Source organism: Bradyrhizobium neotropicale (assembly GCF_001641695.1).
Classification (GTDB): domain Bacteria; phylum Pseudomonadota; class Alphaproteobacteria; order Rhizobiales; family Xanthobacteraceae; genus Bradyrhizobium; species Bradyrhizobium neotropicale.
Window position 1 is genome coordinate 59,685 of sequence record NZ_LSEF01000085.1, and the last position, 24,673, is coordinate 84,357.

The following is a 24,673-nucleotide window of genomic DNA, read 5'->3' on the forward strand; positions in this document are numbered from 1 at the left end:
GGCGGCCTCAGTTCAGCGGTGCAGAGCGCAGCTCGTTGGCGTCGCGCGCCGAAACCGGGGTGCCGCGATTGCCCCAGGCGGTGCGGATATAGGAGACGACGGCGGCGACCTCGTTGTCCGAGAGGAGCCCTGCGAAAGGCGGCATGCCGTAGGGCATCGGATTGCCCTTGGTGCCCGGCGGATAGCCGCCGTTGAGCACCATGCGGATCGGATTGACCGCCGACTGCATCTCGATCGACTGGTTGTTGGCAAGCGGCGGCCAGTGCGGTGGCTTGCCTTCGCCCTGGGCACCATGACAGCTCGCGCAGTTCTTGTCGTAGACCGTCTTGCCGAGGCTGATCAGCAGGCTGCTTTCGGTCGTCGGCAGCACCGAGCTCGCCGGCGGCGGAGGCGAAGGCTCGGAGATCCCCTTCAGGTAGACCGCCATCGCCCTCGTATCCTCGTCGCTGAGATATTGCAGGCTGTTGTGTACGACCTCGGCCATCGGGCCGTAGACCACGCCGCGCTGCGAGACGCCGGTCTGGAGCAGATCGGAGATGTCCTGGATGCTCCAGTCGCCGAGACCCGCCTCGCGGTTGGAGGTCAGGGAAGGTGCGTACCAGTTCTGCATCGGGATCAGCCCGCCCTTGAAGGCATCGGATTGCGCGGTGCCACCGAGGGCGTTGATCGGCGAATGGCACATGCCGCAATGGCCGAGGCCTTCCACCAGATAAGCGCCGCGATTCCACTCGGCCGACTTGGTGGGGTCCGGCTTGAACTCGCCCTCGTTGAAGTACAGCGTGCGCCAGCCAAGGATGAGCTGGCGGTTGGAATAGGGGAAGCGGAGGTCGTGCTCCCGGTTTCTCTGATTCACGGGCGGGATCGACTTCAAATACGCGAAGATCGCCTCGCTGTCGGCCCGCGTGACCTTTGTGTACGAAGCAAACGGCATCGCCGGATACATCAACCCACCATCCGGGAAGCGGCCGGTGTGCATCGCCTTGTAGAAGTCCTCGGCGGTCCATTTGCCGATTCCGGTCTCCCGATCCGGCGTGATGTTGGACGAGTACAGCGTGCCGAAAGGCGTCGGCATGGCGCGTCCGCCGGCGAAAGTGCGGCCCTCAGGCGCGGTGTGGCAGGCGATGCAGTCGCCGGCGCGCGCCAGATACTCGCCGCGCGCGACGATGTTGTCGCTGGTCGGGCCGGCCTTCTGCTGCGCCTCGGCGGCCGAGCCGGCAAACAGCGACCACAGCAACAGTACCAGGATTGGTGAGCGCGATGGCATCCTCGTCTCCTCACTCCGGTTCGCTGCCGCAGGCGAAGGGCAGCACGTAGGTGCCCTTCGGTGCTGGGGCGTTCATCACCGGCGCCGGGTGGTTCGCCAGCCATGCCGCGACCGCTGTGACATCCTCCTCCGTGAGTCGAGCAGCAACCTGCTGCATGCAGTCTGGCGCCTTTGCCGTGCGGGTGCCATAGCGCCACGCTCCAAGCTGGGCGCTGATGTAGTTTGGGCGCAGTCCGAGCAGGCCGGGGATTCCCGGTTCCATGCCGGTCAGGGCCGGGCCATGGCAGCTACCGCAGGCCGGTATCTGGCGTTGAGGATCGCCGCGCGTGACCAGTGACTGACCGCGCTGGAGGACCTCCTGGCTTGCATCGCTTGCTACCACTGGCGGCAGCGCCGGATGCTGATCGGCGAAGTAGTCCGCCATCTGCTGCAGGTAGGGATCGGTGAGGAATTCCAGCAAATAGTTCATCGGCGGGTATTTTCGCCGGCCGTTCTTGAAGGCAAGCAGCTGATTGTAGAGATAGCCGGCCGGCTTGCCGGCAAGGCGCGGGAAATAGACGTCGCTGGTGCCTTCGCCCTTGTTGCCATGGCAGGGCGTGCACGCTTCCACGCGCGCCGCCATGGTATCCGGCGGCTGGTTGGCCGTTTGTGCGGCCGCAACATTGCAGGCGGCCAAGGTAGCAATGGCGAGAGCCAAAGCAGCGTTACGAGCGAACACGTCGCCGCCCTCCAGAACTGGATCGGGTTGATTCCTGATCGCAACGTAGATCGGCATTATTGCGCCAATATAGTCGCGCGCAAGCTTTGAAGAGGACGATGACGTTTAGTCGCGCGGCCGAACCGCGATCATGATCGTTTTCGGCAAATTTCGCGCGGTTTTTCCAAACGACGGATGAGGCGCATCGATCGCCGGCGTGTTGCACCCGAGTTTTCCAGACTGGGCTCCACGGCCGTGACAAGTGCAGTTTGTGCCAAAGAGTGGCCTGCTGACGGAACGCCCCTTGCCGCGAGCGGCACACCTGTAAAGCTGCATTTCATGGGATTTTCAACTAAAGTTCGAGTCGGCGCTCGGGGTAATGTGTGGGTAGGACCAGGGGACATGGGACGCTGGAAGCAATCGTGGAGTGCGGAAGATCTGAGCAAGCTCAAAACACTCGCAGGCACCAAACCGGTCACGATGATCGCAAAAGAACTCGGCCGCACCACGGGCACGGTGCTTGCGAAGGCGATCGAGCAAAACCTTCCGGTCCTGCATCGCATCAAGCAGACGGGCGAATGATCAGGCCACCGGTCGCTGTGTCCGAGCCGGTGACGATCCGAGATTGATGGCCGCTGTTTCCGCTGGACCATGTGATCCGGTGGCAGCCGTCTGACGATATCGGATCCCAGCCTCAGCAGAATGCGGCGGCCTGCAGCGTTGCAAGCCACATAACTTCATCGCGAGGGCCTGCCAGGTCTCACCAGGTCAGACGGCTCACCCGCGCGGCGTACGCCGGCGCTTCACCGCGTGCCGCCGCGGCGAACGGGCGACGCGCGGGCGCAGGCGGCTTGCCGTGTCGCGGCGCGGCTTGACCTGGGCCTGCGGGCCGCGGGCGAGGTCCATCAGCATGCGCAGCGCCTCGACCACCGAACGCTGCCGCACCGCGGTGCGGCCGATGGCGCCGAAACGGTGCTCGCGGTGGATGATGCGGCCGTCGCGCGCAGCGGCGGCGAAATGCACGAGCCCAACCGGTTTGCCGGGCGTGGCGCCGCCGGGCCCGGCAATGCCGGTGACGGAGACCGCGAGGTCGACACCGGCGCGCTCCAAGGCGCCGACCGCCATCGCGGTCGCCGTCTCCTTGCTCACCGCGCCGAAATTGGCAAGCGTGCTCGTCTCGACGCCGAGCATCGCGCGCTTGGCATCATTGGAATAGGTGACGAAGCCGCGGTCGATCACATCGGAGGAGCCGGGGATGTCGGTCAACGCGCCGGCGACGAGGCCGCCGGTGCACGACTCAGCGGTCGCAATCGTCAGCTTGCGCATCCGGCACAGATCGAGCAGCGAGCGGGAGAGGGCGCGTGCGTCGCTGCCGCCCATGGTTCACAGGCTCCAGGGCAGGCGGATGGTAGCGCTCGCAGTGGCCGCGATGCCTTCCTCGCGGCCGGTGAAGCCGAGCCGCTCGCTGGTCGTCGCCTTCACGGCGACGCGGGAGATGTCGACCCCGGAGATCTCGGCGATGCGCGCGCGCATGGTATCGCGCAGCGGGCCGATCTTCGGCCGTTCGCAGACCATCGTCACCTCGAGATTGGCGACGCGGCCACCGCGCGCCGTGACGCGCTCGATAGCGTATTTCAGGAACTGGTCAGAGGAGGCCCCCTTCCACTTCGGATCGCTCGGCGGGAAGTGCGAGCCGATGTCGCCGTCGGCCAGCGCGCCGAGGATCGCGTCGACCAGCGCATGCAGGCCGACATCGCCGTCGGAATGAGCCAGGAAGCCCTTGGTATGCGGCACGCGAACGCCACAGATCATAACGTGGTCGCCTTCGCCGAAGGCGTGCACGTCGTAACCCGTGCCTGTCCTGATGTCGCCGAGTTGGGCGGCCAGACGCGCTTCCTCGCGCACGAAGTCTTCGGGAGTGGTGAGCTTCATATTGGCAACATCGCCTTCAAAGGTTGCAACCGTCAATCCCGCCCATTCGGCAATCGCCGCATCATCGGTGAAATCGCTGCGTCCTTCCTTTGCGGCGCGACGATGCGCCTCGAGGATGACGTCGAAGCGAAAGGATTGCGGCGTCTGCGCGATTCTCAGGCGCGCCCGGTCCGGCGTGCCCTCGACGTGTCCGGCCTCGCCGGTGAGCTTGATGGTGTCGGTGACGGGGATGGCGGGGATCGCCGCACCGGTGCGGCTCGCCGCATCGATCGCGCGGGAGATCACCGCCTGCGAGACGAACGGCCGTGCCGCGTCATGGATCAGCACGATGTCCGGCTTGTGCTTGGCGAGCGCCTCGAGACCCGCAAGCACCGAGGCCTGCCGGGTCGCGCCGCCATTGGTCGGCGGCTCGTGACGCAGCCCTTCGACCGCGGCGGTGAACATCGCGCTGTCGTCGGGATTGACCACGGGCTGCACCGCGAACACGTCCGCATGGCGGCTGAAGGCTTCCATGGCGCGATAGATCACCGGCTGGCCGCCGATCGTGCGGTATTGCTTCGGCCCGCCGGCGCCGGCGCGCAGTCCGCGACCGGCTGCGACGAGAACGACTCCAGTGCGCTCTGATTTCGCCATAGGGCTCGATTACTCAATTGCTGGTGGAGAGTCGGAGAGTGGGGTGATTACGGGCATGCCTCTAGCACGGCAGGGCCGCAAAAAAAGAGGTTTCCCTGCGTTGTGGGAAACAGCATTTTGCTGCACTGCACTTGAAAGATCGGAAGAACTGTCTAAACTGTAGGCATGACGCTTGACTGCACAAGAATTGTGCGCAAGATAGGTCATGACAGGTGCGATGAGGCCCTGTCCTGTGAACGAGACCTTCGTGACCGGCTCGGAAGCATTCGGCGCTAAGCCATTGAAGATAGGCGAGATTGACGTCGCCACCCCGGTTTTCCTGGCGCCGATGTCAGGGGTGACCGACTCGCCGTTCCGGCGGCTGGCCGCGGAGCTCGGGGCCGGACTTGTCGTGTCCGAGATGACCGCCAGCGACGAACTCGCCAATGGCCACCGGATGTCGCGGTTGCGCTGCGAAGCTACCGGGATCGGTCCGCATGTGGTCCAGCTTGCTGGCTGCGAGGCACGCTGGATGGCGGAGGGCGCCCGGATCGCGGAAGCCGGCGGCGCCGACATCATCGACATCAACATGGGCTGTCCGGCCCGCCACGTCACCGGCGGCCAGTCCGGCTCGGCCTTGATGCGCGACCTCGACCATGCCGTCACCCTGATCGAGGCGACGATCGCAGCGGTGCAGGTCCCGGTGACGCTGAAGATGCGGCTCGGCTGGGACGACCACACCCGCAACGCGCCGGAGCTGGCGCGACGGGCGGAAGACGCCGGCGTCAAGCTCGTCACCGTGCATGGCCGCACCCGCTGCCAGTTCTACAAGGGCGAGGCCGATTGGGATGCAATCCGCGCTGTGCGCGAGGCGATCTCCCTTCCACTGGTCGTCAATGGTGACATCACCTCTTATGACAAGGCACTCGCCGCGCTCGACGCCTCCGGCGCCGATGCCGTGATGATCGGCCGCGGCGCGCAGGGCCAGCCCTGGCTGCCCGGTCAGATCGGCCGACGCCTGAGCGGCGGGGCGGCAGAGGCCACGCCGTCGCTCGATCAGCAGCTCGGCTATGTTCGCGCGCTCTATGAGGGCGTCTGCGCGCTCTACGGCCTGCGCATTGGCCTGAAGCATGCGCGAAAGCATCTCGGCTGGGCGCTCGATGTCGCCGCGCAGGCGAGCCGTGCGCCGGCCGAAAAGCTGAAGACTTGGCGCCAGACGATCCTCACCTCGGAGGATCCGCGCCTCGTTCATCGGTCGCTGCAGGATGCCTTCGACGATTTCGCATGGAGCGCTGCCGCATGAGCTCAGGCGCTGACCATCGCCGACCGCTTTCGTCCGACAGCGATGCCATCCTGGATGCATTGCCCAATCCCGTGCTCACGATCGGGCCCGACGGCAAGATCGTCGCCGCCAACATCGCGACCGAGGCGTTCTTCGAGATCTCGACGCAGTTCCTGAAGCGGCAGTCGCTGAAGGAGCTGGTGCCGTTCGGAAGCCCCTTGCTGGCGCTGATCGATCAGGTCCGCTCCTCCAATTCGCCGGTCAACGAATACAAGGTCGATCTCGGCACGCCGCGCATGGGCGGCGACCGCCAGGTCGATCTCCATGTCGCCCCGCTGACGGAGCGGCCCGGTCATATCGTGGTGATGCTCCAGGAGCGCACCATCGCCGACAAGATGGACCGCCAACTCACCCATCGCAGCGCCGCGCGCTCGGTGATCGCGCTGGCCGCAATGCTCGCGCATGAAATCAAGAATCCGCTCTCCGGCATTCGCGGCGCGGCGCAGCTTCTTGAGCAGCAGGCCTCCTCCGAAGACCGGATGCTGACGCGGCTGATCTGCGACGAGGCCGACCGCATCGTGACGCTGGTCGACCGAATGGAGGTGTTCGGCGACGAACGCCCAGTGATGCGCGGCCCGGTCAACATCCATTCGGTGCTCGATCACGTGAAGCGGCTGGCGCAGTCCGGCTTTGCCCGCAACATCCGCTTCATCGAGGACTACGATCCCTCGCTGCCGCCGGTGCTGGCCAACCAGGACCAGCTCATCCAGGTGTTCCTCAATCTGGTGAAGAACGCCGCGGAAGCCCTGATCGACGTCCCCGACGCCGAGATCCAGCTCACCACCGCGTTCCGCCCCGGCGTTCGCCTGTCAGTCCCCGGTCAAAAAACCCGGGTATCCCTGCCGCTGGAATTCTGCGTCAAGGACAATGGACCAGGCGTGCCCGACGATCTTCTGCCCAACCTGTTCGATCCCTTCGTGACCACCAAGCAGACCGGTAGCGGTCTTGGCCTGGCGCTGGTCGCGAAAATCATCGGCGATCACGGGGGCATCATCGAATGCGAGTCTCAGCCGCGCAAGACCACCTTCCGCGTGCTGATGCCGATGTACTCGACATCGGTCAAACACGCTGATCACAGCAGTCACGCCGACTCTGCCGGGAAGTCGTCGCCTGCATCACAGGGGGCAAAATGAGGATTAACGATGCCCGCAGGTAGCATTCTCGTTGCTGATGACGACACCGCCATCCGCACGGTTCTCAATCAGGCACTATCCCGCGCCGGCTATGAAGTCAGGCTGACCGGCAATGCCGCCACGCTGTGGCGCTGGGTCAGCCAGGGGGAGGGCGATCTCGTCATCACCGACGTCGTGATGCCGGATGAGAACGCCTTCGACCTGCTGCCGCGGATCAAGAAGATGCGGCCTAACCTGCCGGTCATCGTCATGAGCGCGCAAAACACCTTCATGACGGCGATCCGCGCCTCCGAGCGTGGCGCTTACGAATACCTGCCGAAGCCCTTCGATCTGAAGGAGCTGATCGCCATCGTCGGCCGCGCGCTCGCCGAGCCGAAGGAGCGCACGCCGAGCCCGGACGAGGACGCCGAGATGGAGGCGATCCCGCTCGTCGGCCGCTCGCCGGCGATGCAGGAAATCTACCGCGTGCTGGCGCGGCTGATGCAGACCGACCTCACCGTGATGATCACGGGCGAGTCCGGCACCGGCAAGGAGCTCGTGGCGCGCGCGCTGCACGACTATGGCAAGCGCCGCAACGGCCCGTTCGTCGCGGTCAACATGGCGGCAATCCCGCGCGACCTCATCGAATCGGAGCTGTTCGGCCATGAGCGCGGTGCCTTCACCGGCGCCAACACCCGCGCCTCCGGCCGCTTCGAGCAGGCCGAGGGCGGCACGCTGTTCCTCGACGAGATCGGCGACATGCCGATGGAAGCGCAGACGCGGCTCCTGCGCGTGCTCCAGCAGGGCGAATACACCACCGTCGGCGGCCGCACCCCGATCAAGACCGACGTGCGGATCGTCGCGGCCTCCAACAAGGATCTGCGCGTCCTGATCCAGCAGGGGCTGTTCCGCGAAGACCTGTTCTTCCGCCTCAACGTCGTGCCATTGCGGCTGCCGCCCTTGCGCGAGCGCATCGAAGACCTGCCGGATCTCGTGCGCCATTTCTTCGCGCTGGCCGAGAAGGACGGCCTGCCGCCGAAGAAGCTCGATGCGCTGGCCCTGGAGCGGCTGAAGCAGCACCGCTGGCCGGGCAATGTGCGCGAGCTCGAAAACCTCGCGCGGCGCCTCGCGGCGCTCTATCCGCAGGACGTGATCACGTCCTCGGTCATCGACGGCGAGTTGGCGCCGCCCTCGGTCAGCCCGGGCGCGGCGGTCCAGCAGGGTGTCGACAATCTCGGCGGCGCGGTGGAGGCCTATCTGTCCTCGCACTTCCAGGGCTTTCCCAATGGCATGCCGCCGCCGGGCCTCTATCACCGCATTCTCAAGGAGATCGAGGTGCCGCTGCTCACGGCTGCGCTGGCCGCCACCCGCGGCAACCAGATCCGCGCCGCCGACCTGCTCGGCCTCAACCGCAACACGCTGCGCAAGAAGATCCGGGATCTGGATATTCAGGTGTATCGGAGCGGTGGGTAGTCCCCTCAAACCGGACGGTGGCTCAGCTCCCCCTACCACAGCGGAGCTGAGCCTGTCCGAATCGCGCTGGCCCGAGTGGCCGGCGCGGAGAGCAGAAGTCGGAATATGACCGAAATGTTCCGTGGTCCTGCACGACCCGGTTCGCTCGATCGCGGGTCGCACCTATCTGATGAGCCGGGCCGGCGCCGCGGGCAGGACGTTGGCAACGTTGGCCGACTGTTGCATGCCGGGGCTGTTAACCAGACGGTCCGCGGCCACGATCAGCAACAGGACGGCCGAGACCATCATCGCGAGAAAAAATCTATCCATCGCCATCAAGCCGCGATCCCGCCAGTCAGTTCCGCGGGACGGCCGGGCTCGAACATTAGGGGTCGTCGGGAACCGTAACCCTGTGGATGCGCCGGCCGCCGTGGCTGAGACGCCGCGGAATTGTCGCAATTCGGCAACAATGTGGTACGAATACATCAGTATCCGCCCGCCGCGGACCCCTTTTCAGCATCGCCATTGCCGGAATGATCAGCGCAGATACCTCGGCCGCATCCTATGACACGGCCCAACCCGAAGAGCCCAGGCGCTGGTCGCTGAGCCGGTGGCTGGCACCTTTTGCGGTCGGGCTGGCGCTGCTGTCGGCCTTCCTGACCTTCGTGGTCCTGACCGGCCTGACCAATATCGAGCCCACGCCGGAGGTCGTCAGATCCTTCCTGCTGATCAATGCCGGCACCATCCTGCTCCTGGTCGGCATCATCGTCCGCGAGGTCTGGCAGATGGTCCAGGCCCGCCGGCGGGGCAGGGCGGCGGCGCGGCTGCACGTCCAGATCGTCGGCCTGTTTTCGATCGTTGCGGTGCTGCCGGCTGTGCTGGTGGCCATCGTGGCCAACGTCACCATCGAGCGCGGCCTCGACCGCCTGTTCTCGGGACCAACCAAGGAGGTCATCCAGAACTCGCTGATCATCGCGCGCGCCTACATGCAGGAGCACGCGCAGCTCATCCGCGGCGACATCATCGGCATGGCCAACGACGTCTCGCGCGCCTCACTGCTGTTCGACCGCGACCGGCAGTCCTTCCTTCAGCTCCTGACGGCGGGTGCGGCGGCCAGAAACCTGCCGGGCGCGATGATCATGGGCAAGGACGCCAATCCGATCCTGTCGGCGGAAACCGGCGGCATCCCGCTCGCCTTCGCGCCGCCAAATCCTGAATTCTTGAAGAACGTCAACGAGAACGAGCCCGAGATCGCGGTCCTGCCCGACCAGAATCTGGTCGCCGCCGTGATCAGGCTGAGGTCCTTCAACGACACCTTCTTCCTCTACGTCGCCCGCCAGCTCGACCCGCGCGTGGTGGACCAGCTCAAGCAGACCGAGCTCAGCGTCGCCGAATATGCCCAGATCGAGTCGCGCCGGCTCGGCATCCAGGTCGCGTTCGCGCTGATGTTCGCGGTGATCGCGCTGACCATCCTGATGGCCTCGGTGCTGATCGGGTTCAACTTCGCCAACTCGCTGGTGGCGCCGATCCGACGGCTGATGAACGCGGCCCATACGGTGTCGACCGGCAACCTGCATGTCCAGGTGCCCGTGCACAAATCGGAGGGCGACCTCGCGCAGCTCGGCGCGACCTTCAACAAGATGACGCAGGAATTGCGCAGCCAGCGCGACGAGCTCGTCAACGCCAGCGATCTCATCGACAGCCGCCGCCGCTTCATCGAGGCGGTGCTGTCCTCGGCAAGCGCCGGCATCATCGGCGTCGATGCCTCGGGCAGCGTCGGCATCCTCAACCGCTCCGCCGAGAAGCTGATCGGGCACGCCGAATCCGAGACGCTCGGCCATCCCTTGTCCGACGTGCTGCCCGAACTCGACGAGATGATGAAGACGGCGCGGGAAGGGACCCAGCGCCTGGTGCAGGGCCAGATCACCATCACGCGCGACGGGCAGGAGCGCAATCTGTCGGTCCGCGTCAGCGCGGAGAAGACCAGCCAGGCGCGCGACAGCTACATCATCACGCTCGACGACATCACCGAGCTCGTCTCGGCGCAGCGGACCTCGGCCTGGGGCGACGTGGCGCGCCGCATCGCTCACGAGATCAAGAACCCGCTGACACCGATCCAGCTCTCGGCCGAGCGCATCCGCCGCAAGTTCGGCAAGACCATCACCGAGGACAAGGACAAGCAGATCTTCGACCAGTGCACCGACACGATCGTGCGCCAGGTTGACGACATCCGCCGGATGGTCGACGAATTCTCGCGTTTCGCGCGCATGCCGAAGCCGGTGATGGAGGGCGAGGACGTCGCCGACACCGTGCGGCAGGCGGTGTTCCTGATGAAGGTCGCCCATCCCGAGATCGATATCGAGGCGGAGTTCAAAGAGGATCCGCTGCGCGCCCAGTTCGACCGCCGGCTGATCTCGCAGGCGGTCACCAACATCGTCAAGAACGCCACCGAGGCGATCGAGCAGGTACCGCCCGAGGAGCTCGGCAAGGATCACGGGAAGGGCCGCATCGACGTCGTGGTGTCGCGTGAGGGCGAAGACGCTCTGATCGACGTCATCGACAATGGCATCGGCCTGCCCAAGGTCGCGCGCTCGCGACTTCTTGAGCCTTACGTCACGACGCGCGCCAAGGGCACTGGCCTTGGGCTTGCGATCGTCGGCCGCGTGCTGGAAGACCATGGCGGCCGCATCGAGCTGAAGGACGCCTCCGACTTCCGGGAAGGCCAGCGCGGTGCCTGGATGCGGATGCGCTTTGCGATCTCCGGCCATCCCAAGAAGATCGAGGTCGCGGATGCGGCACCAACCAGTCCCGACCAGGAAATAAAGGAGCCGGCCAGCGAAACCAAAGAGCCGGCCGAAAAGACTAATGACTCAACGAAAATCGAAGCCTCAACAGGCAGCTGACAACACAGGCGCGACCCATGGCTAGTGAAATTCTGATTGTCGATGATGAGGCCGATATTCGGGATCTCGTTGCGGGCATTCTCGAAGACGAGGGATTCGTCACAAGGACCGCGCGCGACAGCGACACGGCGCTCGCCGAGATCGCCAACCGCAGGCCGCACCTGGTTTTCCTCGACATCTGGCTCCAGGGCTCCAAGCTGGACGGGCTTCAGTTGCTCGAGCAGGTCAAGAGGGACAATGCCGACCTGCCCGTCGTCATGATCTCGGGCCACGGCAACATCGAGACCGCGGTCGCCGCGATCAAGCGCGGCGCCTACGACTTCATCGAGAAGCCGTTCAAGGCGGACCGCCTGATACTGGTGGCGACACGGGCGCTGGAGAACTCACGGCTCAAGCGCGAGGTCAAGGAGCTGAAGCAGCTCGCGCCGAGCGCAAGCCAGCTGGTCGGCCGCTCGCCCAGCATGAACCAGCTGCGCCAGACCATCGAGCGCGCGGCCAAGGCCAACAGCCGCATCCTGATCGTCGGCCCCGCCGGCGCCGGCAAGGAATTGACCGCGCGCACGCTGCATACGGCCTCGGGGCGCGCCGACGGTCCCTTCGTGGTGATCAACGCAGCCGCCATCACGCCCGAGCGCATGGAGCACGAGCTGTTTGGCGTCGAGCAAACCAACGGCGAGCAGCCGCGCAAGCCGGGCGCGCTCGAAGAGGCCCATGGCGGCACGCTGTTCATCGACGAGATCGCGGACATGCCGCGCGAGACCCAGAACAAGATCCTGCGCGTGCTGGTCGAACAGTCGTTCCAGCGCGTCGGCGGCACTTCCAAGGTGCAGGTCGACGTCCGCATCATCTCCTCCACCGCCCGCAACCTCGAGGAGGAGATCGCGGCCGGCCACTTCCGCGAGGACCTCTATCATCGCCTCTCGGTGGTGCCGATCCGCGTCCCGGCGCTGTCGGAGCGGCGCGAGGACATTCCGGAATTGATCGACTATTTCATGGAGCAGATTTCGGCCGGCAGCGGCCTGCCCAAGCGCCAGATCGGGCAGGACGCCATGGCGGTGCTGCAATCGCATGTCTGGCCCGGCAATGTGCGCCAGCTCCGCAACAACGTTGAAAGAGTCATGATTCTCGCCGCAGGCGGGCCGGAGGTGATCATCACCGCCGACATGCTCCCCCAGGACGTCGGCTCGATGGTGCCGGCGATGCCGACCAGCAACAATGGCGAGCACATCATGGGCCTGCCGCTGCGCGAAGCGCGCGAAGTGTTCGAGCGCGACTATTTGATTGCACAGATCAGCCGTTTTTCAGGAAATATTTCTCGAACGGCGGAGTTCGTTGGCATGGAGCGTTCGGCACTACACCGGAAGTTGAAGGCGCTCGGCGTCGGTTGACTCCCCGCGACCTCACGGCCACACGTTCACAATATCCAAGGAAAAACATCGATTTCCGTAGTTTTTCGGTCCAATAGGACGGGCTCCGCCGCGCGAAGCGGCTTGCCTAATAAGTCCACCTGTCCTCTAATCGTACTGCCGGACCTCCGAGGGGGATCTCATGAGGGACGGCAACCGGAAGAGGCCCCGAATTTCGCGAGAGGGCCGCAACCGGCGCAATAAAAAGAAACTCAAAGCGAGATAAAAACAATGGCGGCAGACCGCGCACAAAACCTACAGGACACCTTCCTTAATCACGTTCGCAAAACCAAGACGCCACTGACGATCTTTCTGGTCAACGGAGTGAAGCTCCAGGGCATCGTGACCTGGTTCGACAATTTCTGTTTGCTGCTTCGGCGCGACGGTCACTCGCAGCTCGTCTACAAGCATGCGATCTCGACCATCATGCCGGGTGCCCCGATCCAGTTGTTCGAAGGCGGCGAGGATCAGCCGGCTTGAGAGTGATCTGATTGGAACCCCGGAATTTCGACGGGGATGCCGACCGTCCGCGGTCGGCAGGGGCTAAGCAGACGGGGCGGGTGCTTGTCATCGGCCCCTACTTGCGGGTGCGCGCGGGCGGAGCCGACGCGCAATCGGAAAGTTATGTCCTGCGAGACGCCGACGCCCGGCTCGACGAAGCCGCGGGCCTTGCGCGCGCGATTGATCTCGTCATTGCGGATGCGATCATCGCGCCGATCAGCCAGATCCGGCCCGCGACCTATATCGGCAAGGGCAAGGTCGAGGAGATCACCGGGCTGATCAAGAGCCTGGAGGTCGACCTCGTCGTGATGGATTGCGCGCTGGCGCCGATCCAGCAGCGCAATCTCGAGAAGGAGTGGAACGCCAAGGTGCTCGACCGCACCGGGCTGATCCTCGAAATCTTCGGCCGGCGCGCCAAGACCAAGGAGGGCTCGCTCCAGGTCGAGCTCGCGCATCTGAACTATCAGCGCTCGCGCCTGGTGCGATCCTGGACCCACCTCGAACGCCAGCGCGGCGGTTTTGGATTCATGGGCGGTCCCGGCGAGACGCAGATCGAAGCAGACCGGCGGCTGATCCAGGAGCGCATCTCCAAGCTCGAGGGCGAGCTGAAAAAGGTTCAAGCGACGCGGCGTTTGCATCGCGCCGGCCGCCAGCGCGTGCCGTACCGCGTCGTCGCGCTGGTCGGTTACACCAATGCCGGCAAGTCGACGCTGTTCAACCGCCTGACGCGCGCCGACGTGCAGGCCGCCGACATGCTGTTCGCGACCCTCGATCCGACGTTGCGCGCGCTGAACCTGCCGCATGGCGGCAAGGCGATGCTGTCGGACACCGTCGGCTTCATCTCCAACCTGCCGACGCAGCTCGTCGCCGCCTTCCGCGCGACGCTCGAGGAGGTGCTCGAGGCCGACGTCATCCTGCACGTTCGCGACATCTCGCATGAGGACGCCGAAGCGCAGCAGAGCGACGTCGACGCGGTGCTGCGCCAGCTCGGCATCAACCCGGATGACTCGGGCCGCATCATCGAGGTCTGGAACAAGATCGATCGCTTCGATGCGGAGCAGCGCGACGAGCTGCTCAACATCGCCGCGCGCAGGCCGGAGGATCACCCGGCGATGCTGGTCTCCGCGGTGTCAGGCGAGGGGATCGACGCGTTGCTCGCCGCGATTGAGGAGCGGCTCGCGGCCAAGCGCACCACGCTCGACCTGTCGATCGACGCCGCTGATGGCGCCGGCATCTCCTGGCTGCACCGCAACGCCGAGGTGCTGGCGAAAGAGCTGCACGACGGCCGCTTCGACATGACGGTGCGGGTGGACGAGACCAAGCGCGACATCGTGGTGTCACGCTTCGACGCCGTGCCGCATCTGTCGGCGTGAGCCGCACTTTCGTAGCCCGAATGGAGCGAAGCGAAATCCGGGATGTCACAACACGATGCGCCGCGGATTGCGCTTCGCTCCATCCGGGCTACGGACTGGCTTTCGCCAGGACGACGCCTGAATTAGCGGCGGACTTGCTTGCTCTTCTCGACCGTTGGAGCCGTCTTCTCGTCACCCTTCGCGGCATTCCACAGCGCGTCCATCTCGGCCAGCGACGCCTGCTCCAGCGTCCGTCCCTGCGCCGCCAGCGCGCGCTCGATATAGGCGAAGCGGCGTTCGAATTTCGCGTTGGTGGCGCGTAGCGAGGCTTCCGGGTCGGCGTTGGTATGGCGGGCGAGGTTGACGAGCGCGAACAGCAGATCGCCGGTTTCCTCCGCCAGCCCCTCGCTGTCGTTGCGGTCCAGCGCGGCCTCGATCTCGTCGGCTTCCTCGCGAATCTTTGCCAGCACCGCGCGCGGATCGTTCCAATCGAAGCCCACGGTGGAGGCCTTGCGCTGCAATTCCATGGCGCGCGTCAGCGCGGGCTGGCCCGCCTTCACGCTCGACAACAGCGATTTGTGCGACGTCTCCTCCGGCGGCCGCCGCGCGGCGCGTTCGGCCTTCTCCTCGGCCTTGATGCGGTCCCAGACTTCCGTGACATGAGAGGGCGCGAGGTTGCCGTCCTTGTCGGCGAAGACGTGGGGATGGCGCCGGATCATTTTGCGGGTGATGGCTTCGACGACGTCGCCAAAGGCGAATGCTTTCTGCTCCTCGGCCATCTGGGCGTGGTACACGACCTGCAACAGGAGGTCGCCGAGCTCCTCGCGCAAATCGTCGAGATCGCCGCGGGTGATCGCGTCGACCACCTCATAGGCTTCCTCGATCGTATAGGGCGCGATCGTCGCAAAATTCTGCTCGAGGTCCCAGGGGCAACCGGTCACGGGCGCGCGCAGCGCCGCCATGATCTCGATCAAGCGTGAAATGTCGCGGGAAGGGGTCATCGCGGGGCGTCTCCTTGGCTCGTAAGCCTTATGCCAAAAGCGGCCCTCCGTTCCCAGCGTAAGGCGCGGAAACGGAGGAGTTTCCACCGATTGGCGGGCCGCCGCCATGGTGCTAAAGCGCGGGCCATGAGTGACACATTTTCGACCGAAACCGCGCTGGTGCTGTTTTCCGGCGGCCAGGACTCCACCACGTGCCTTGCCTGGGCGCTCAGCCGCTTCGCGCGCGTGGAAACGCTGGGGTTCGAATATGGCCAGCGCCACGCCATCGAGCTTGCCTGTCGCGACCAGTTGCTCGGCGGCCTCAAGGGGTTGCGCGCCGAGTGGGCTTCCGGGCTCGGCGAGAGCCACACGCTGTCGATCCCGACGCTGGCGGCCGTGTCCGAGACGGCCCTGACGCGGGATGTCGCGATCGCGATGGGCGCGGACGGCCTGCCGAACACCTTCGTGCCCGGCCGCAATCTGGTGTTCCTCACCTTTGCCGCTGCGCTGGCCTACCGGCGCGGCATCACCCACATCGTCGGCGGCATGTGCGAGACCGACTATTCCGGCTATCCCGATTGCCGCGACGAGACCATCCGCGCCATGCAGGCCGCGCTATCGCTCGGCATGGCCAGGAAATTCGAGCTGCATACGCCCTTGATGTGGATCGACAAGGCGGCGACCTGGAAGCTGGCGCATGACCTCGGCGGGCAGGGGCTGGTCGACCTCATCCGCGAGCAGTCCCACACTTGCTATCTCGGCGAGCGCGGCGCGCAGCACGACTGGGGCTATGGCTGCGGGGAGTGCCCCGCCTGCAGCCTGCGGGCGAAGGGATGGAAGGAGTACGTGGCGGCGAGCTGACGCCAAATGCTCGGTGTGATCACCCGCGAAAGCGGATGATTCAGTATTCCAAAGGCGCTTGTGGGATACGGAGAGGCCGCGGCGCACTGGGTCGCCCGGTGAAGCCGGGCGACGACGAGTGGAGAGGACGGATGCTCCCTCAAGCCGTCATTGCGAGGAGCTCTTGCGACGAAGCGATCCAGAATCTTTCCGCGGAAAGACTCTGGATTGCTTCGCTGCGCTCGCAATGACGGGTGTGGCGGCGAGCTAGCCAAAATCCTCCGGCGTCAGCTCGATCGGCTTGCCGTGCGGGGTGCGATCGGCGGCGTGGTCCCAGGCGTCACGGTAGCGGTTCAGAGTCTCCGTGGATGCAACGCCCTTGCTGGCGACGAGCTTTTCCAACGTGGCGAGCCAGTGCAGATAGTAGGTCTCGCCGGTGTCGGGATCGCCGGCGGCCTGCGCGCGCTTGATCTCGTCGGCGAGCGCTGAGGCCCATTCGGGCCACGTGAACACGCCGCGATCATGCAGCGTCAGCACCATGGCGAAGGCATGCGCCTCCCACGGGGCGCGGAACACCGGGCCATCGTCATCGCGTGGAATGCTCGGAATCGCCGCCGTCGCGGCGGCAGCAAGCGTGCTGCTCATCACGCCGGATCCAGATAGGGCTCGAAGGCGTCGATCGAGACCTTTGAGGTCGGATCACCGTCCGCGCCCCAGAGATCGCGCCCCTCGAACACGACCGTGTAGAGCCATTGCGGGTTCTCGCCGAGCTCCATCGCCGCGGAATCCGGAAACACGTGACAGCCGTGGTTCAGCTCGACGATTCCGACATGGCCACGGACATAGCGCGGCAGCCGCGTATGCGTGGTGGGGTGAATGTTCTTCGCGCGCACGCGATCGCCGATCTTGAATTTCGCCGGCACTGGAGCAGGGCGGGCGAACTTGCCGCGCACCATGACGCGCTCGACATCGTCGAGACCGAACTTGCCGTGCTTGAGCGCTTTCGCCGGCTGCACTGCGCGGCCGGCGGCGACCTCCTCCCTTGTGAGGTAGCCCTTGGCGATCAGCATCTCCTCGAGGCCGAGGAACCACTTTTTGTAATAGGAGCTCGAGAGGTAGACATGCGGCGGCAGCGTCTCGCGATAGAAGCGGGAGGTGTCGATGTTGAAGGCGCCGGCCGCACCCATCGCGCGCACCATGGCGAGGACACGCGACTCCCAGTCCGCGTGGAACATCGGTTCGTTCGGCTCGGGCTCGACCTTGCCGAACCCGTCCATACCGCCCATGTCGTGCACGCCGTTCACGACGGCGCTCCCGGCTTCCTCGGAAATCCGGTGCCGATCATGGAATCGCGGGTGACGAGCTCGGTGAGCTGCTCCTCGCTCCAGCCTTCCGTGCCTTCGGGGCGCATCGGCAGCACCAGGAAACGCGTCTCGGCAGTCGAATCCCACACCCTGATTTCGATGTCCTTCGGCACCGTCACGCCGAAATCAGCGAGCATGCCGCGCGGATCCTTCACAGCACGCGAGCGATAGGGCGCGGCCTTGTACCAGACCGGCGGCAAGCCCAGCATTTCCCATGGGTAGCAGGAGCACAGCGTGCACACGACCATGTTGTGACGCTGCGGCGTGTTCTCGACCACGACGAGATGATCTCCGACGCGGCTGACATGGCCGAGCGTGCCGATCGCCTTGCTGCCGTCCTCCAGCAGCGCCGTCTTGAAGGCCGGATCGGTCCAGGCCTTGGCGACGACGCGAGCGCCGTTATGCGGACCGATCTTGGTCTCGTAGGCCTGGATGATGGCGTCGAGCGCGGCCGGCTCGACGTAGCCTTTCTCGGTCAGGATCGTCTCGAGTGCGCGCACGCGCAGCTCCGTCTCAGACAGTTCCGAATGGTCTTGATCGTGATGATGGTGGTCGTGATCGCTGCTCATGGCTACGAAGATAGGCGTAATCTTCCCCGCCTGTCGAGCCTTCGTTGCAGCGCAATCCGGCCACGTATTCGTGACGCCGTTTGTGCGCTAGCATCGGCACAAACTTGCTTTGGAGGCGCCCGGTGACGCACTTCGTGAAGATCGAGAAGGGCCATGGCCCCGAGGGGCGCATCGCAATCGTGCGGTTCGACCGCGGCGATGGCATCAACGCGCTGTCGCCGGAGGCGCTGCGGCAGCTCACCGCAGCCGCGCGCAGCTTCGAGGATGACGCTGTGACCTCCGTCGTGGTGCTGACGGGAAACACGGATTGCTTCAGCGCCGGCTTCGACCTGAAGGACGCGGAAGGCCGCTCGCGCAAGGACATGGATCTCGGCACGCTGCGCAGGCACCTGAAACTCGGACCACGCCTGACCCAGGCCTGGCACGAGATGGAACAGATCACGATCGCGGCGATCGAAGGCTATTGCATCGGCGGCGGTGTGGCGCTCGCCGTCGCGCTCGACTTCCGCGTGATGGGGCGCGATGCGCATCTGCGCGTGCCCGAGATCGGGCTTGGCATGAACATGAGCTGGCAGAGCATCCCGCGCATGCTGCACCTGATGGGGCCGGCCCGCACCAAGCAGGCGGTGATCCTGGCCGATCAGCGCATCTCGGCGGACGAGGCCTACGAGTGGCATTTGGTGGAGCAGGTCGTCGATCCCGGAAAGGCGTTCGATGCCGCCATGGAGCTCGCCCGGAAAGTCGCCGCCCAGCCGCCGCTCTCGGTCGCCATGACCAAGCTCACCGTCAACCGCCTCGCGCATGCGCTGGACGATCTCGCAAGCCACATGGACGTCGACCAGTTCGCGCTCGCAAGTCTCACCGAGGACCACAAGGAGGGCGTGGAGGCGTTCCTGACCCGCCGCAAGCCGCGGTTCAAAGGACGGTAGAACGTCAGGCGAGGCCATTGATCGCACCGCGGACAGTTCGTATACGCCGCGACAGGGACAAAAGCGCCGGGCCAACCGGCCGGGACAGAATGCCGTGAAAATTGGAGGGGAGGGCCGATGACCGCCAGCTCGCAGGCGCCTGAGGCGAAACGATTTAGTTGGAAACAGCTCGCGCCGCTCGTGGTGTGGCTCGCGATCTATCTGTGGCCGGTCCCTCCGGGGCTCAATGTCAATCAGTGGCACTATTTTGCGGTCTTCGCGGCGGTCATCACCGGCCTCATCCTGGAATCGATGCCGGTCGGCGCGGTCGGCCTGATCGGGCTCACCGTCGCGGGCGTCAGCGGCTATATCGAAGCCGACCCGACCAAATCGCTGCGCTGGATGTTGGCGGGGTTTGCCGAGAGCACGGTGTGGCTGATCGTGGGCGCCTTCGTGTTCTCGATCGGCTATCGCAAGAGCGCGCTCGGACGACGCATCGCGCTCGTGCTGGTACAACGCCTCGGCAGCAACACGCTCGGCCTCGGCTATGCGGTCGCGATGTCGGATTTCCTGCTCGCACCGGCGACGCCATCCAACACGGCGCGCAGCGGCGGCATCGTCTATCCCATCATCAGCAACATCCCGCGCATCTACGGCTCCGAGCCGGGACCGACCGCCGGCAAGATCGGCACCTATGTGATGTGGACCGCCTTTGCCGCGACCGCTGTCACGAGCTCGCTGTTCTTCACCGCGCTGGCGCCCAATGCGGCGGCGCTCGCGATCGCCAAGAGGACGGTCGGGGTCGAGATCAGCTGGAGCCAGTGGTTCATCGGCTTCGCGCCGCTCGGCATCCTTCTGATGCTGCTGGTCCCGCTGCTCAGCTATCTCGTGTGCCGTCCGGAGGTGAAGCGGAGCCCGGAAATCTCCGAATGGGCAGCGAAGGAGCTCGCGGGCATGGGCCCGATGTCGCGCAACGAATGGATCATGCTGGCGCTGATCGTGCTCGCGATGTTCCTGTGGATCGCAGGCTCGAGCCCGGACATGCACGTACCCTTGCTCGGCTCCAACTTCGTCAACGCCACCACCGTCGTCTTCATCGTGATCTCGCTGATGCTGGTCACGGGCGTGATCGAGTTCGCCGACATCGTCGCCGAGAAGAGCGCCTGGGAGGTGTTTTTCTACTTCACCTCGCTCTTGACGCTGGCTTCGGGTCTCAACGAGATCGGCTTCATCAAATGGTTTGCCACCGAATATGCAAAGCCGCTGGCCGGGCTGTCGCCGTCGACTGCCATGATCCTGCTGGTCGCGCTGTTCTTCTGGATCCACTATTTCTTCTCGAGCATCACTTCGCATGCGGCCGCGGTGCTGCCTGTGGTGCTCGCGGTCGGCTCGGGCATCGCCGAGCTGCCGGTCGTAACGCTCGCCATGCTCTGCATGTATTCGCTCGGCCTCATGGGCGTGATCTCGCCTTACGCGACGGGACCCGCGCCAATGTATTTCGGCAGCGGCTATATCGGCAAAGGCCAGTTCTGGGGTTTTGGCCTGATCTTCGGGGTGATCTATTTTGCCGGGCTCTTGCTGATCGTGCTGCCCTGGTTGCAGGTGGTCCGGTAGGGCCGCTGCCTGCTGGGCGCAGATGAATTTCCTGCGGCGGGGAGGGATCGCGAAAGCTTTCTCCTCCTCGCTACAAATATCTGAAATTGCCAGACAGCCGCGAACGCGCGATGGTGCGTGCTGCAGTGCAGCGTTTCCCATGGAACCGCGTGCCCCCTAATCCCGTCGCTTGAAGCGACTTGCCCTCGCGCCCCGCCTGGCGAGCGCGCCGGCGATCCGTTGTGAGAGAGATGAACGCACACCAATCATTGGCGATCGGACAGCCGATCGATCCTCGCGAGGCGGTTTCACCCGCCCCAGCCGTCGCGGATGCGATGGTCCGTTTCGAGGGCATTTCGAAGATCTATCCGGCCTATCGCGGCAAGCCCGGCGTCAACGCGCTGCAAGGCATCGACTTCGCAATCCCGCGCGGGTCGATCACGGGCGTAATCGGCCGCTCGGGCGCCGGCAAGTCGAGTCTCGTTCGTCTGATCAACGGACTGGAGAAGCCGACCACGGGCCGCGTCGTCGTCGATGGCCGCGATATCTCGGCGCTGGCCGGCCACGAGCTGCGGCTGGCGCAGCGTTCGATCGGGATGATCTTCCAGCACTTCAACCTGCTGTCGTCGCGGACAGCGGCTGCCAACATCGCGCTACCGCTGGAGATCGCCGGCTGGCCGAACGCCGAGATCAAGGCGCGCGTCGCCGAGCTGCTCGCGCTGGTCGGGATCGCCGACAAGCACGACCGCTATCCATCAGAGCTCTCCGGCGGCCAGAAGCAGCGGGTCGGCATCGCGCGCGCGCTGGCGACGCGCCCGAGCGTGCTGTTGTCGGACGAGGCGACCTCGGCGCTCGATCCCCAGACCACGCGTGCGATCCTCGATCTGCTCGCGAACATCAACCGCGAGCTCGGTGTGACCATCGTGCTGATCACCCACGAGATGTCCGTCGTTCGCCAGCTCGCGAAGGAAGTTGTCGTGCTCGACAGCGGCCACGTGGTCGAGAAGGGCCATGTCGCCGACATCTTCACCCATCCGCAGCACCCGATCACGCAATCCTTCCTGGCCGAGGTGATCGGCGACAGCCTGCCGGTGTCACTGGCGAGCCGGATCGTGCCGGAACCGCTCACGGGCGGGCACGCGGTCATCCGCGTCCAGGTGCGCGGCGCCGGGGCCGGCGATACGCTGGTCGCGCGGCTGGCGCGCGAGCTCGGCCTTGACGTGTCGCTGCTGTCGGCGCGGATCGACGAGATCGGCGGTCAGCATGTCGGTTCGCTGACCCTGGGCATTCCCGGCGGCGAAGCCGCGGCCGGGCGCGCGCTCTCCTTCCTCTCCCTGCAACAGATTTCCGCGGAGCGGCTCGGCTATGTCGCCTGAACTCATCAACCTGATCATCCAGGCCACCGGCGAGAGCCTGTTCATGGTCGGGGTAGCGGCGCTGCTCGGGACGGTTTTCGGCCTGCCGATCGGCGTCTTCCTCGCGACCAGCCGCAAAGGCGAGCTGTTCGCGGCGCCTGCGGTCAACGCGGTGCTCGGCATCATCGTCAACGCGACTCGCTCGACGCCTTTCATCATTCTGGTCGTGGCCATCATCCCGTTCACGCGGCTCATCGCCGGCACCTCGATCGGATCGACCGCGGCAATCGTGCCGCTGACGATCGCCTCGACGCCGTTCATCGCGCGCCTGGTGGAAGCCGCGATCCGCGAGGTCGATGCCGGGCTGATCGAGACCGCGTCCTCGTTCGGTGCCTCGCCGCTGCAGATCGTGTTCAAGGTGCTGATCCCCGAGGCGCTGCCGGGCCTGTTGCTGGCGCTCACGCTCGCGGTGGTCAGCCTGCTCGGCTACTCCGCCATGGTCGGCGCAGTCGGCGGCGGCGGGCTCGGCGATCTCGGCATCCGCTATGGCTACCAGCGCTTCATGCCTGAGATGATGCTGGCCGTCGTCGTTGTGCTGATCGCGCTTGTGCAGCTCGTTCAGAGCGCGGGCGACTATCTGGCACGCCGGGTCAATCGCCGGCTGCGCCACCGCTGACGTAAGCTTTCCTGACATCGGAGACATTGATGCGTTTTCTCGTGACGATCGCGGCTGCCGCGATTCTGCTGGCCGGCCCTGCGCAGGCCGAAACCATCCGGGTCGGGGTGACCGCGGGTCCCCACGCCGAGATCATGGATGTCGTGAAGAAGGTCGGCGCCGAGCGCGGCCTCGACATCAAGGTGGTCGAGTTCACCGACTATGTAATTCCGAACCAGGCGCTGGCACTGAAGGACCTCGAAGCGAACTCGTTCCAACATGAGCCCTACCTGAAGAACCAGATATCCAAGACCGGCTGGAAGATCGTCAAGGTCGCAACCACGATCGGCTCGCCGCAGGGCGTCTATTCGCTGAAGTACAAGAAGCCCTCCGACCTGCCGGACGGCGCCCGCGTCGCGATCGCCAACGATCCCTCCAACGGCGCGCGCGGGTTAATGATTCTGGCGCTGCACGGTGTGATCAAGCTGAGGGATCCCAACGACGTCACCTCGACCATTGCCGACATTACCGACAATCCCAAGAAGCTCCGTTTCGTCGAGCTAGACGCCGCCCAGCTTCCGCGCTCGCTCCAGGATGTCGACCTCGTCTCGATCAACAACAATTACGCAGTGCAGGCCGGCCTCAATCCGGCAGTCGATGCGATCGCGCGTGAGAACGCCGACGGCCCCTGGGTCAACATCCTCGCCGTCCGCGAGGAGGACAAGGACAAGCCCTGGGTCAAGCAATTGATCGAGGCCTACCACTCCACACCGGTTAAGGAGTTTCTCGAGAAGCGGTTCAAGGGGACGTATCTGCCGACCTGGTAGACACTCGGCTGCGCGTCAGGCGGCTCGCCTGGCGCGCCGCAGGGTCTCCGAGGGCAACTCGGAGAAGTGGCGTTTGTAGTCGAGCGAGAACTGGCTGAAGTGCCAGAAGCCGTGCCGGACGGCGACGTCGTAGACGGAAGCCTTGGTGCCATCGCAACACTTGAGATCGCGGCGCACGCGGTTCAGCCGCATCGCGCGCCAATAATGCATCGGGCTCGTGCCCAAGACCTCCTGGAAGCAATAGCCGAGCTTGCGCGGGCTGGCGCCGACCGCCTTGCACACCTCCAAAAGTGAGAGCGAGCGATCGCCGCTGCCATGCATCAGTTCGCGCGCACGCTCGACGGTCCGCTTGCGCGCCACGGCGCTGCGTCCGGGATCGCTCGGACGCGCCGTCGGCAACATATCCATGATCTCGACGAGGAGGGCGTCCTCCAGCACCTGTTGCGCCACTGGATCGTCGAACCGCTCCGGTACGGCGGTGATGGTGTCGTGGATCGCGACGAGATGGTTGCGCAGCCGCGCGACCGGCGCCTCGGCCATCTCGATCACGGAGAGCTGGTGCCAGACGGCACGCGGCACCGCGATGTCGAGCCGCGCGGCTAGCTCCTCGATCAGCGCGGCGCTGGTGACGACACCGCGCAACTCAAACGCCTTCGGTGTGCACATGTCGACTTCGGCATCGATGCAGGCGATGACCTGCGCGCCCGCGACGCTGGCGCCATTGCAATTGACCTCGCCAGTGGCGTGCCAGGGCAGGCCGATGCCAAGACTGCCGGCGCCGAGCTGGCCGTATTGGCGAACCTGCTGGCTGGTGACCTCGCGGAACACCTCGACGCGCGGCAGAGAGAGCTGCGTGAAACTGCCAGCGAACGCACCAGCGCTGATCTGGTCGTAATTGAGCCGCCAGCGGCCGAGCGCGGCACAATGCTCATCGACGTCCGTGCTGCTGGCCTGGAGCAGGCAGGCAGCCGAAGGCGAAGTCGGAAGAGTCGTGTCCAAGGCCATGACA

The 24,673-nt window shown here is 65.3% G+C and carries 24 protein-coding genes; 14 read left to right on the forward strand and 10 right to left on the reverse strand.

All coding sequences use genetic code 11. The features are described 5' to 3' along the window. Positions 1-7: 7 nt before the first annotated feature. Both AXW67_RS26800 and AXW67_RS26805 read right to left on the reverse strand, forming a co-directional pair. Entirely contained in the window at positions 8-1,264 is a 1,257-nt protein-coding gene (locus AXW67_RS26800) for a cytochrome c (RefSeq protein ID WP_063680320.1), read from the reverse strand. Positions 1,265-1,274: 10 nt separating this feature from the next. Beyond that, positions 1,275-1,982 carry a c-type cytochrome gene (locus AXW67_RS26805; RefSeq protein WP_063680458.1) on the reverse strand — a complete coding sequence of 236 codons (708 nt, stop codon included), beginning with the start codon at positions 1,980-1,982 and terminating at the stop codon, positions 1,275-1,277. A 381-nt stretch (positions 1,983-2,363) separates the two neighbouring features. On the opposite strand from AXW67_RS26805, the gene AXW67_RS26810 reads away from it, so the two are divergent. Beyond that, the gene (locus tag AXW67_RS26810; protein WP_027555645.1) at positions 2,364-2,543 is read left to right on the forward strand and encodes a hypothetical protein; all 180 of its coding nucleotides are present in this window, start codon (positions 2,364-2,366) and stop codon (positions 2,541-2,543) included. 195 nt (positions 2,544-2,738) lie between these two features. Here the strand turns inward: AXW67_RS26810 and AXW67_RS26815 are convergent, their stop codons facing one another. Beyond that, the gene (locus AXW67_RS26815) at positions 2,739-3,341 is read right to left on the reverse strand and encodes a CinA family protein (protein WP_063680321.1); all 603 of its coding nucleotides are present in this window, start codon (positions 3,339-3,341) and stop codon (positions 2,739-2,741) included. A 3-nt stretch (positions 3,342-3,344) separates the two neighbouring features. Beyond that, positions 3,345-4,526 carry a bifunctional 2-C-methyl-D-erythritol 4-phosphate cytidylyltransferase/2-C-methyl-D-erythritol 2,4-cyclodiphosphate synthase gene (locus tag AXW67_RS26820; protein ID WP_063680322.1) on the reverse strand — a complete coding sequence of 394 codons (1,182 nt, stop codon included), beginning with the start codon at positions 4,524-4,526 and terminating at the stop codon, positions 3,345-3,347. 280 nt (positions 4,527-4,806) lie between these two features. Between AXW67_RS26820 and dusB the strand changes: the two genes are divergently transcribed. Genes dusB through ntrC form a run of 3 tightly spaced genes read left to right on the forward strand, consistent with a single transcriptional unit; the run spans position 4,807 to position 8,432 of the window. Then, positions 4,807-5,808 carry a tRNA dihydrouridine synthase DusB gene (gene dusB, locus AXW67_RS26825; RefSeq protein WP_201723726.1) on the forward strand — a complete coding sequence of 334 codons (1,002 nt, stop codon included), beginning with the start codon at positions 4,807-4,809 and terminating at the stop codon, positions 5,806-5,808. Continuing rightward, on the forward strand, positions 5,805-6,980 hold the full coding sequence (locus AXW67_RS26830; RefSeq protein ID WP_027555641.1) for a two-component system sensor histidine kinase NtrB: 1,176 nt from the start codon (positions 5,805-5,807) through the stop codon (positions 6,978-6,980). Before dusB ends, AXW67_RS26830 begins: the two co-directional genes overlap by 4 nt. A 9-nt stretch (positions 6,981-6,989) precedes the next feature. After that, on the forward strand, positions 6,990-8,432 hold the full coding sequence (ntrC, locus tag AXW67_RS26835) for a nitrogen regulation protein NR(I) (protein ID WP_027555640.1): 1,443 nt from the start codon (positions 6,990-6,992) through the stop codon (positions 8,430-8,432). Between the two features lie 162 nt (positions 8,433-8,594). On the opposite strand, the gene AXW67_RS42845 is transcribed toward ntrC, so the two are convergent. Further along, positions 8,595-8,747, reverse strand: coding sequence for a hypothetical protein (locus tag AXW67_RS42845; protein WP_156918342.1), 153 nt, complete (start codon positions 8,745-8,747; stop codon positions 8,595-8,597). Between the two features lie 197 nt (positions 8,748-8,944). On the opposite strand from AXW67_RS42845, the gene AXW67_RS26845 reads away from it, so the two are divergent. From AXW67_RS26845 to hflX, 4 genes are all read left to right on the forward strand, one after another. Next, positions 8,945-11,314, forward strand: a complete 2,370-nt coding sequence (locus AXW67_RS26845) for a sensor histidine kinase NtrY-like (RefSeq protein ID WP_063680324.1) — start codon at positions 8,945-8,947, stop codon at positions 11,312-11,314. A gap of 17 nt (positions 11,315-11,331) precedes the next feature. Continuing rightward, positions 11,332-12,702: a nitrogen assimilation response regulator NtrX gene (gene ntrX / locus AXW67_RS26850; RefSeq protein ID WP_027555637.1), complete on the forward strand. Its 1,371-nt coding sequence runs from the start codon at positions 11,332-11,334 to the stop codon at positions 12,700-12,702. 249 nt (positions 12,703-12,951) lie between these two features. Beyond that, a complete protein-coding gene (hfq, locus tag AXW67_RS26855) occupies positions 12,952-13,200 on the forward strand; it encodes an RNA chaperone Hfq (protein WP_007591126.1) in 249 nt (82 codons plus the stop codon). An 11-nt stretch (positions 13,201-13,211) separates the two neighbouring features. Continuing rightward, positions 13,212-14,594, forward strand: a complete 1,383-nt coding sequence (hflX, locus tag AXW67_RS26860) for a GTPase HflX (protein WP_063680325.1) — start codon at positions 13,212-13,214, stop codon at positions 14,592-14,594. A 122-nt stretch (positions 14,595-14,716) separates the two neighbouring features. On the opposite strand, the gene mazG is transcribed toward hflX, so the two are convergent. After that, entirely contained in the window at positions 14,717-15,574 is an 858-nt protein-coding gene (gene mazG, locus AXW67_RS26865) for a nucleoside triphosphate pyrophosphohydrolase (protein ID WP_063680326.1), read from the reverse strand. 126 nt (positions 15,575-15,700) lie between these two features. Between mazG and queC the strand changes: the two genes are divergently transcribed. After that, positions 15,701-16,414 carry a 7-cyano-7-deazaguanine synthase QueC gene (queC, locus tag AXW67_RS26870; protein WP_063680327.1) on the forward strand — a complete coding sequence of 238 codons (714 nt, stop codon included), beginning with the start codon at positions 15,701-15,703 and terminating at the stop codon, positions 16,412-16,414. Between the two features lie 246 nt (positions 16,415-16,660). On the opposite strand, the gene AXW67_RS26875 is transcribed toward queC, so the two are convergent. Genes AXW67_RS26875 through nthA form a run of 3 tightly spaced genes read right to left on the reverse strand, consistent with a single transcriptional unit; the run spans position 16,661 to position 18,326 of the window. Continuing rightward, positions 16,661-17,038: a nitrile hydratase accessory protein gene (locus AXW67_RS26875; protein WP_027555633.1), complete on the reverse strand. Its 378-nt coding sequence runs from the start codon at positions 17,036-17,038 to the stop codon at positions 16,661-16,663. Next, positions 17,038-17,697 carry a nitrile hydratase subunit beta gene (nthB, locus tag AXW67_RS26880; protein WP_027555632.1) on the reverse strand — a complete coding sequence of 220 codons (660 nt, stop codon included), beginning with the start codon at positions 17,695-17,697 and terminating at the stop codon, positions 17,038-17,040. Before nthB ends, AXW67_RS26875 begins: the two co-directional genes overlap by 1 nt. After that, entirely contained in the window at positions 17,694-18,326 is a 633-nt protein-coding gene (gene nthA / locus AXW67_RS26885; RefSeq protein ID WP_063680328.1) for a nitrile hydratase subunit alpha, read from the reverse strand. Before nthA ends, nthB begins: the two co-directional genes overlap by 4 nt. 122 nt (positions 18,327-18,448) lie before the next feature. Here nthA and AXW67_RS26890 point away from each other — a divergent pair, with 122 nt between their 5' ends. The 5 genes from AXW67_RS26890 (at position 18,449) to AXW67_RS26910 (ending at position 23,664) form a co-directional block, all read left to right on the forward strand. Next, positions 18,449-19,255, forward strand: a complete 807-nt coding sequence (locus AXW67_RS26890; RefSeq protein WP_063680329.1) for an enoyl-CoA hydratase/isomerase family protein — start codon at positions 18,449-18,451, stop codon at positions 19,253-19,255. Positions 19,256-19,372: 117 nt separating this feature from the next. Continuing rightward, positions 19,373-20,848 carry a DASS family sodium-coupled anion symporter gene (locus AXW67_RS26895; RefSeq protein WP_063680330.1) on the forward strand — a complete coding sequence of 492 codons (1,476 nt, stop codon included), beginning with the start codon at positions 19,373-19,375 and terminating at the stop codon, positions 20,846-20,848. A gap of 230 nt (positions 20,849-21,078) precedes the next feature. Continuing rightward, positions 21,079-22,203, forward strand: coding sequence for a methionine ABC transporter ATP-binding protein (locus AXW67_RS26900; protein WP_063680331.1), 1,125 nt, complete (start codon positions 21,079-21,081; stop codon positions 22,201-22,203). Next, positions 22,193-22,858 (forward strand): methionine ABC transporter permease, encoded by a 666-nt coding sequence (locus tag AXW67_RS26905; protein WP_027555627.1) that lies wholly within the window; start codon positions 22,193-22,195, stop codon positions 22,856-22,858. The genes AXW67_RS26900 and AXW67_RS26905 overlap by 11 nt, the downstream gene beginning before the upstream one ends. 29 nt (positions 22,859-22,887) lie before the next feature. Further along, positions 22,888-23,664, forward strand: a complete 777-nt coding sequence (locus tag AXW67_RS26910) for a MetQ/NlpA family ABC transporter substrate-binding protein (RefSeq protein WP_063680332.1) — start codon at positions 22,888-22,890, stop codon at positions 23,662-23,664. A gap of 15 nt (positions 23,665-23,679) precedes the next feature. On the opposite strand, the gene AXW67_RS26915 is transcribed toward AXW67_RS26910, so the two are convergent. Continuing rightward, positions 23,680-24,669 carry a helix-turn-helix domain-containing protein gene (locus AXW67_RS26915; RefSeq protein ID WP_063680333.1) on the reverse strand — a complete coding sequence of 330 codons (990 nt, stop codon included), beginning with the start codon at positions 24,667-24,669 and terminating at the stop codon, positions 23,680-23,682. Positions 24,670-24,673: the final 4 nt, after the last annotated feature.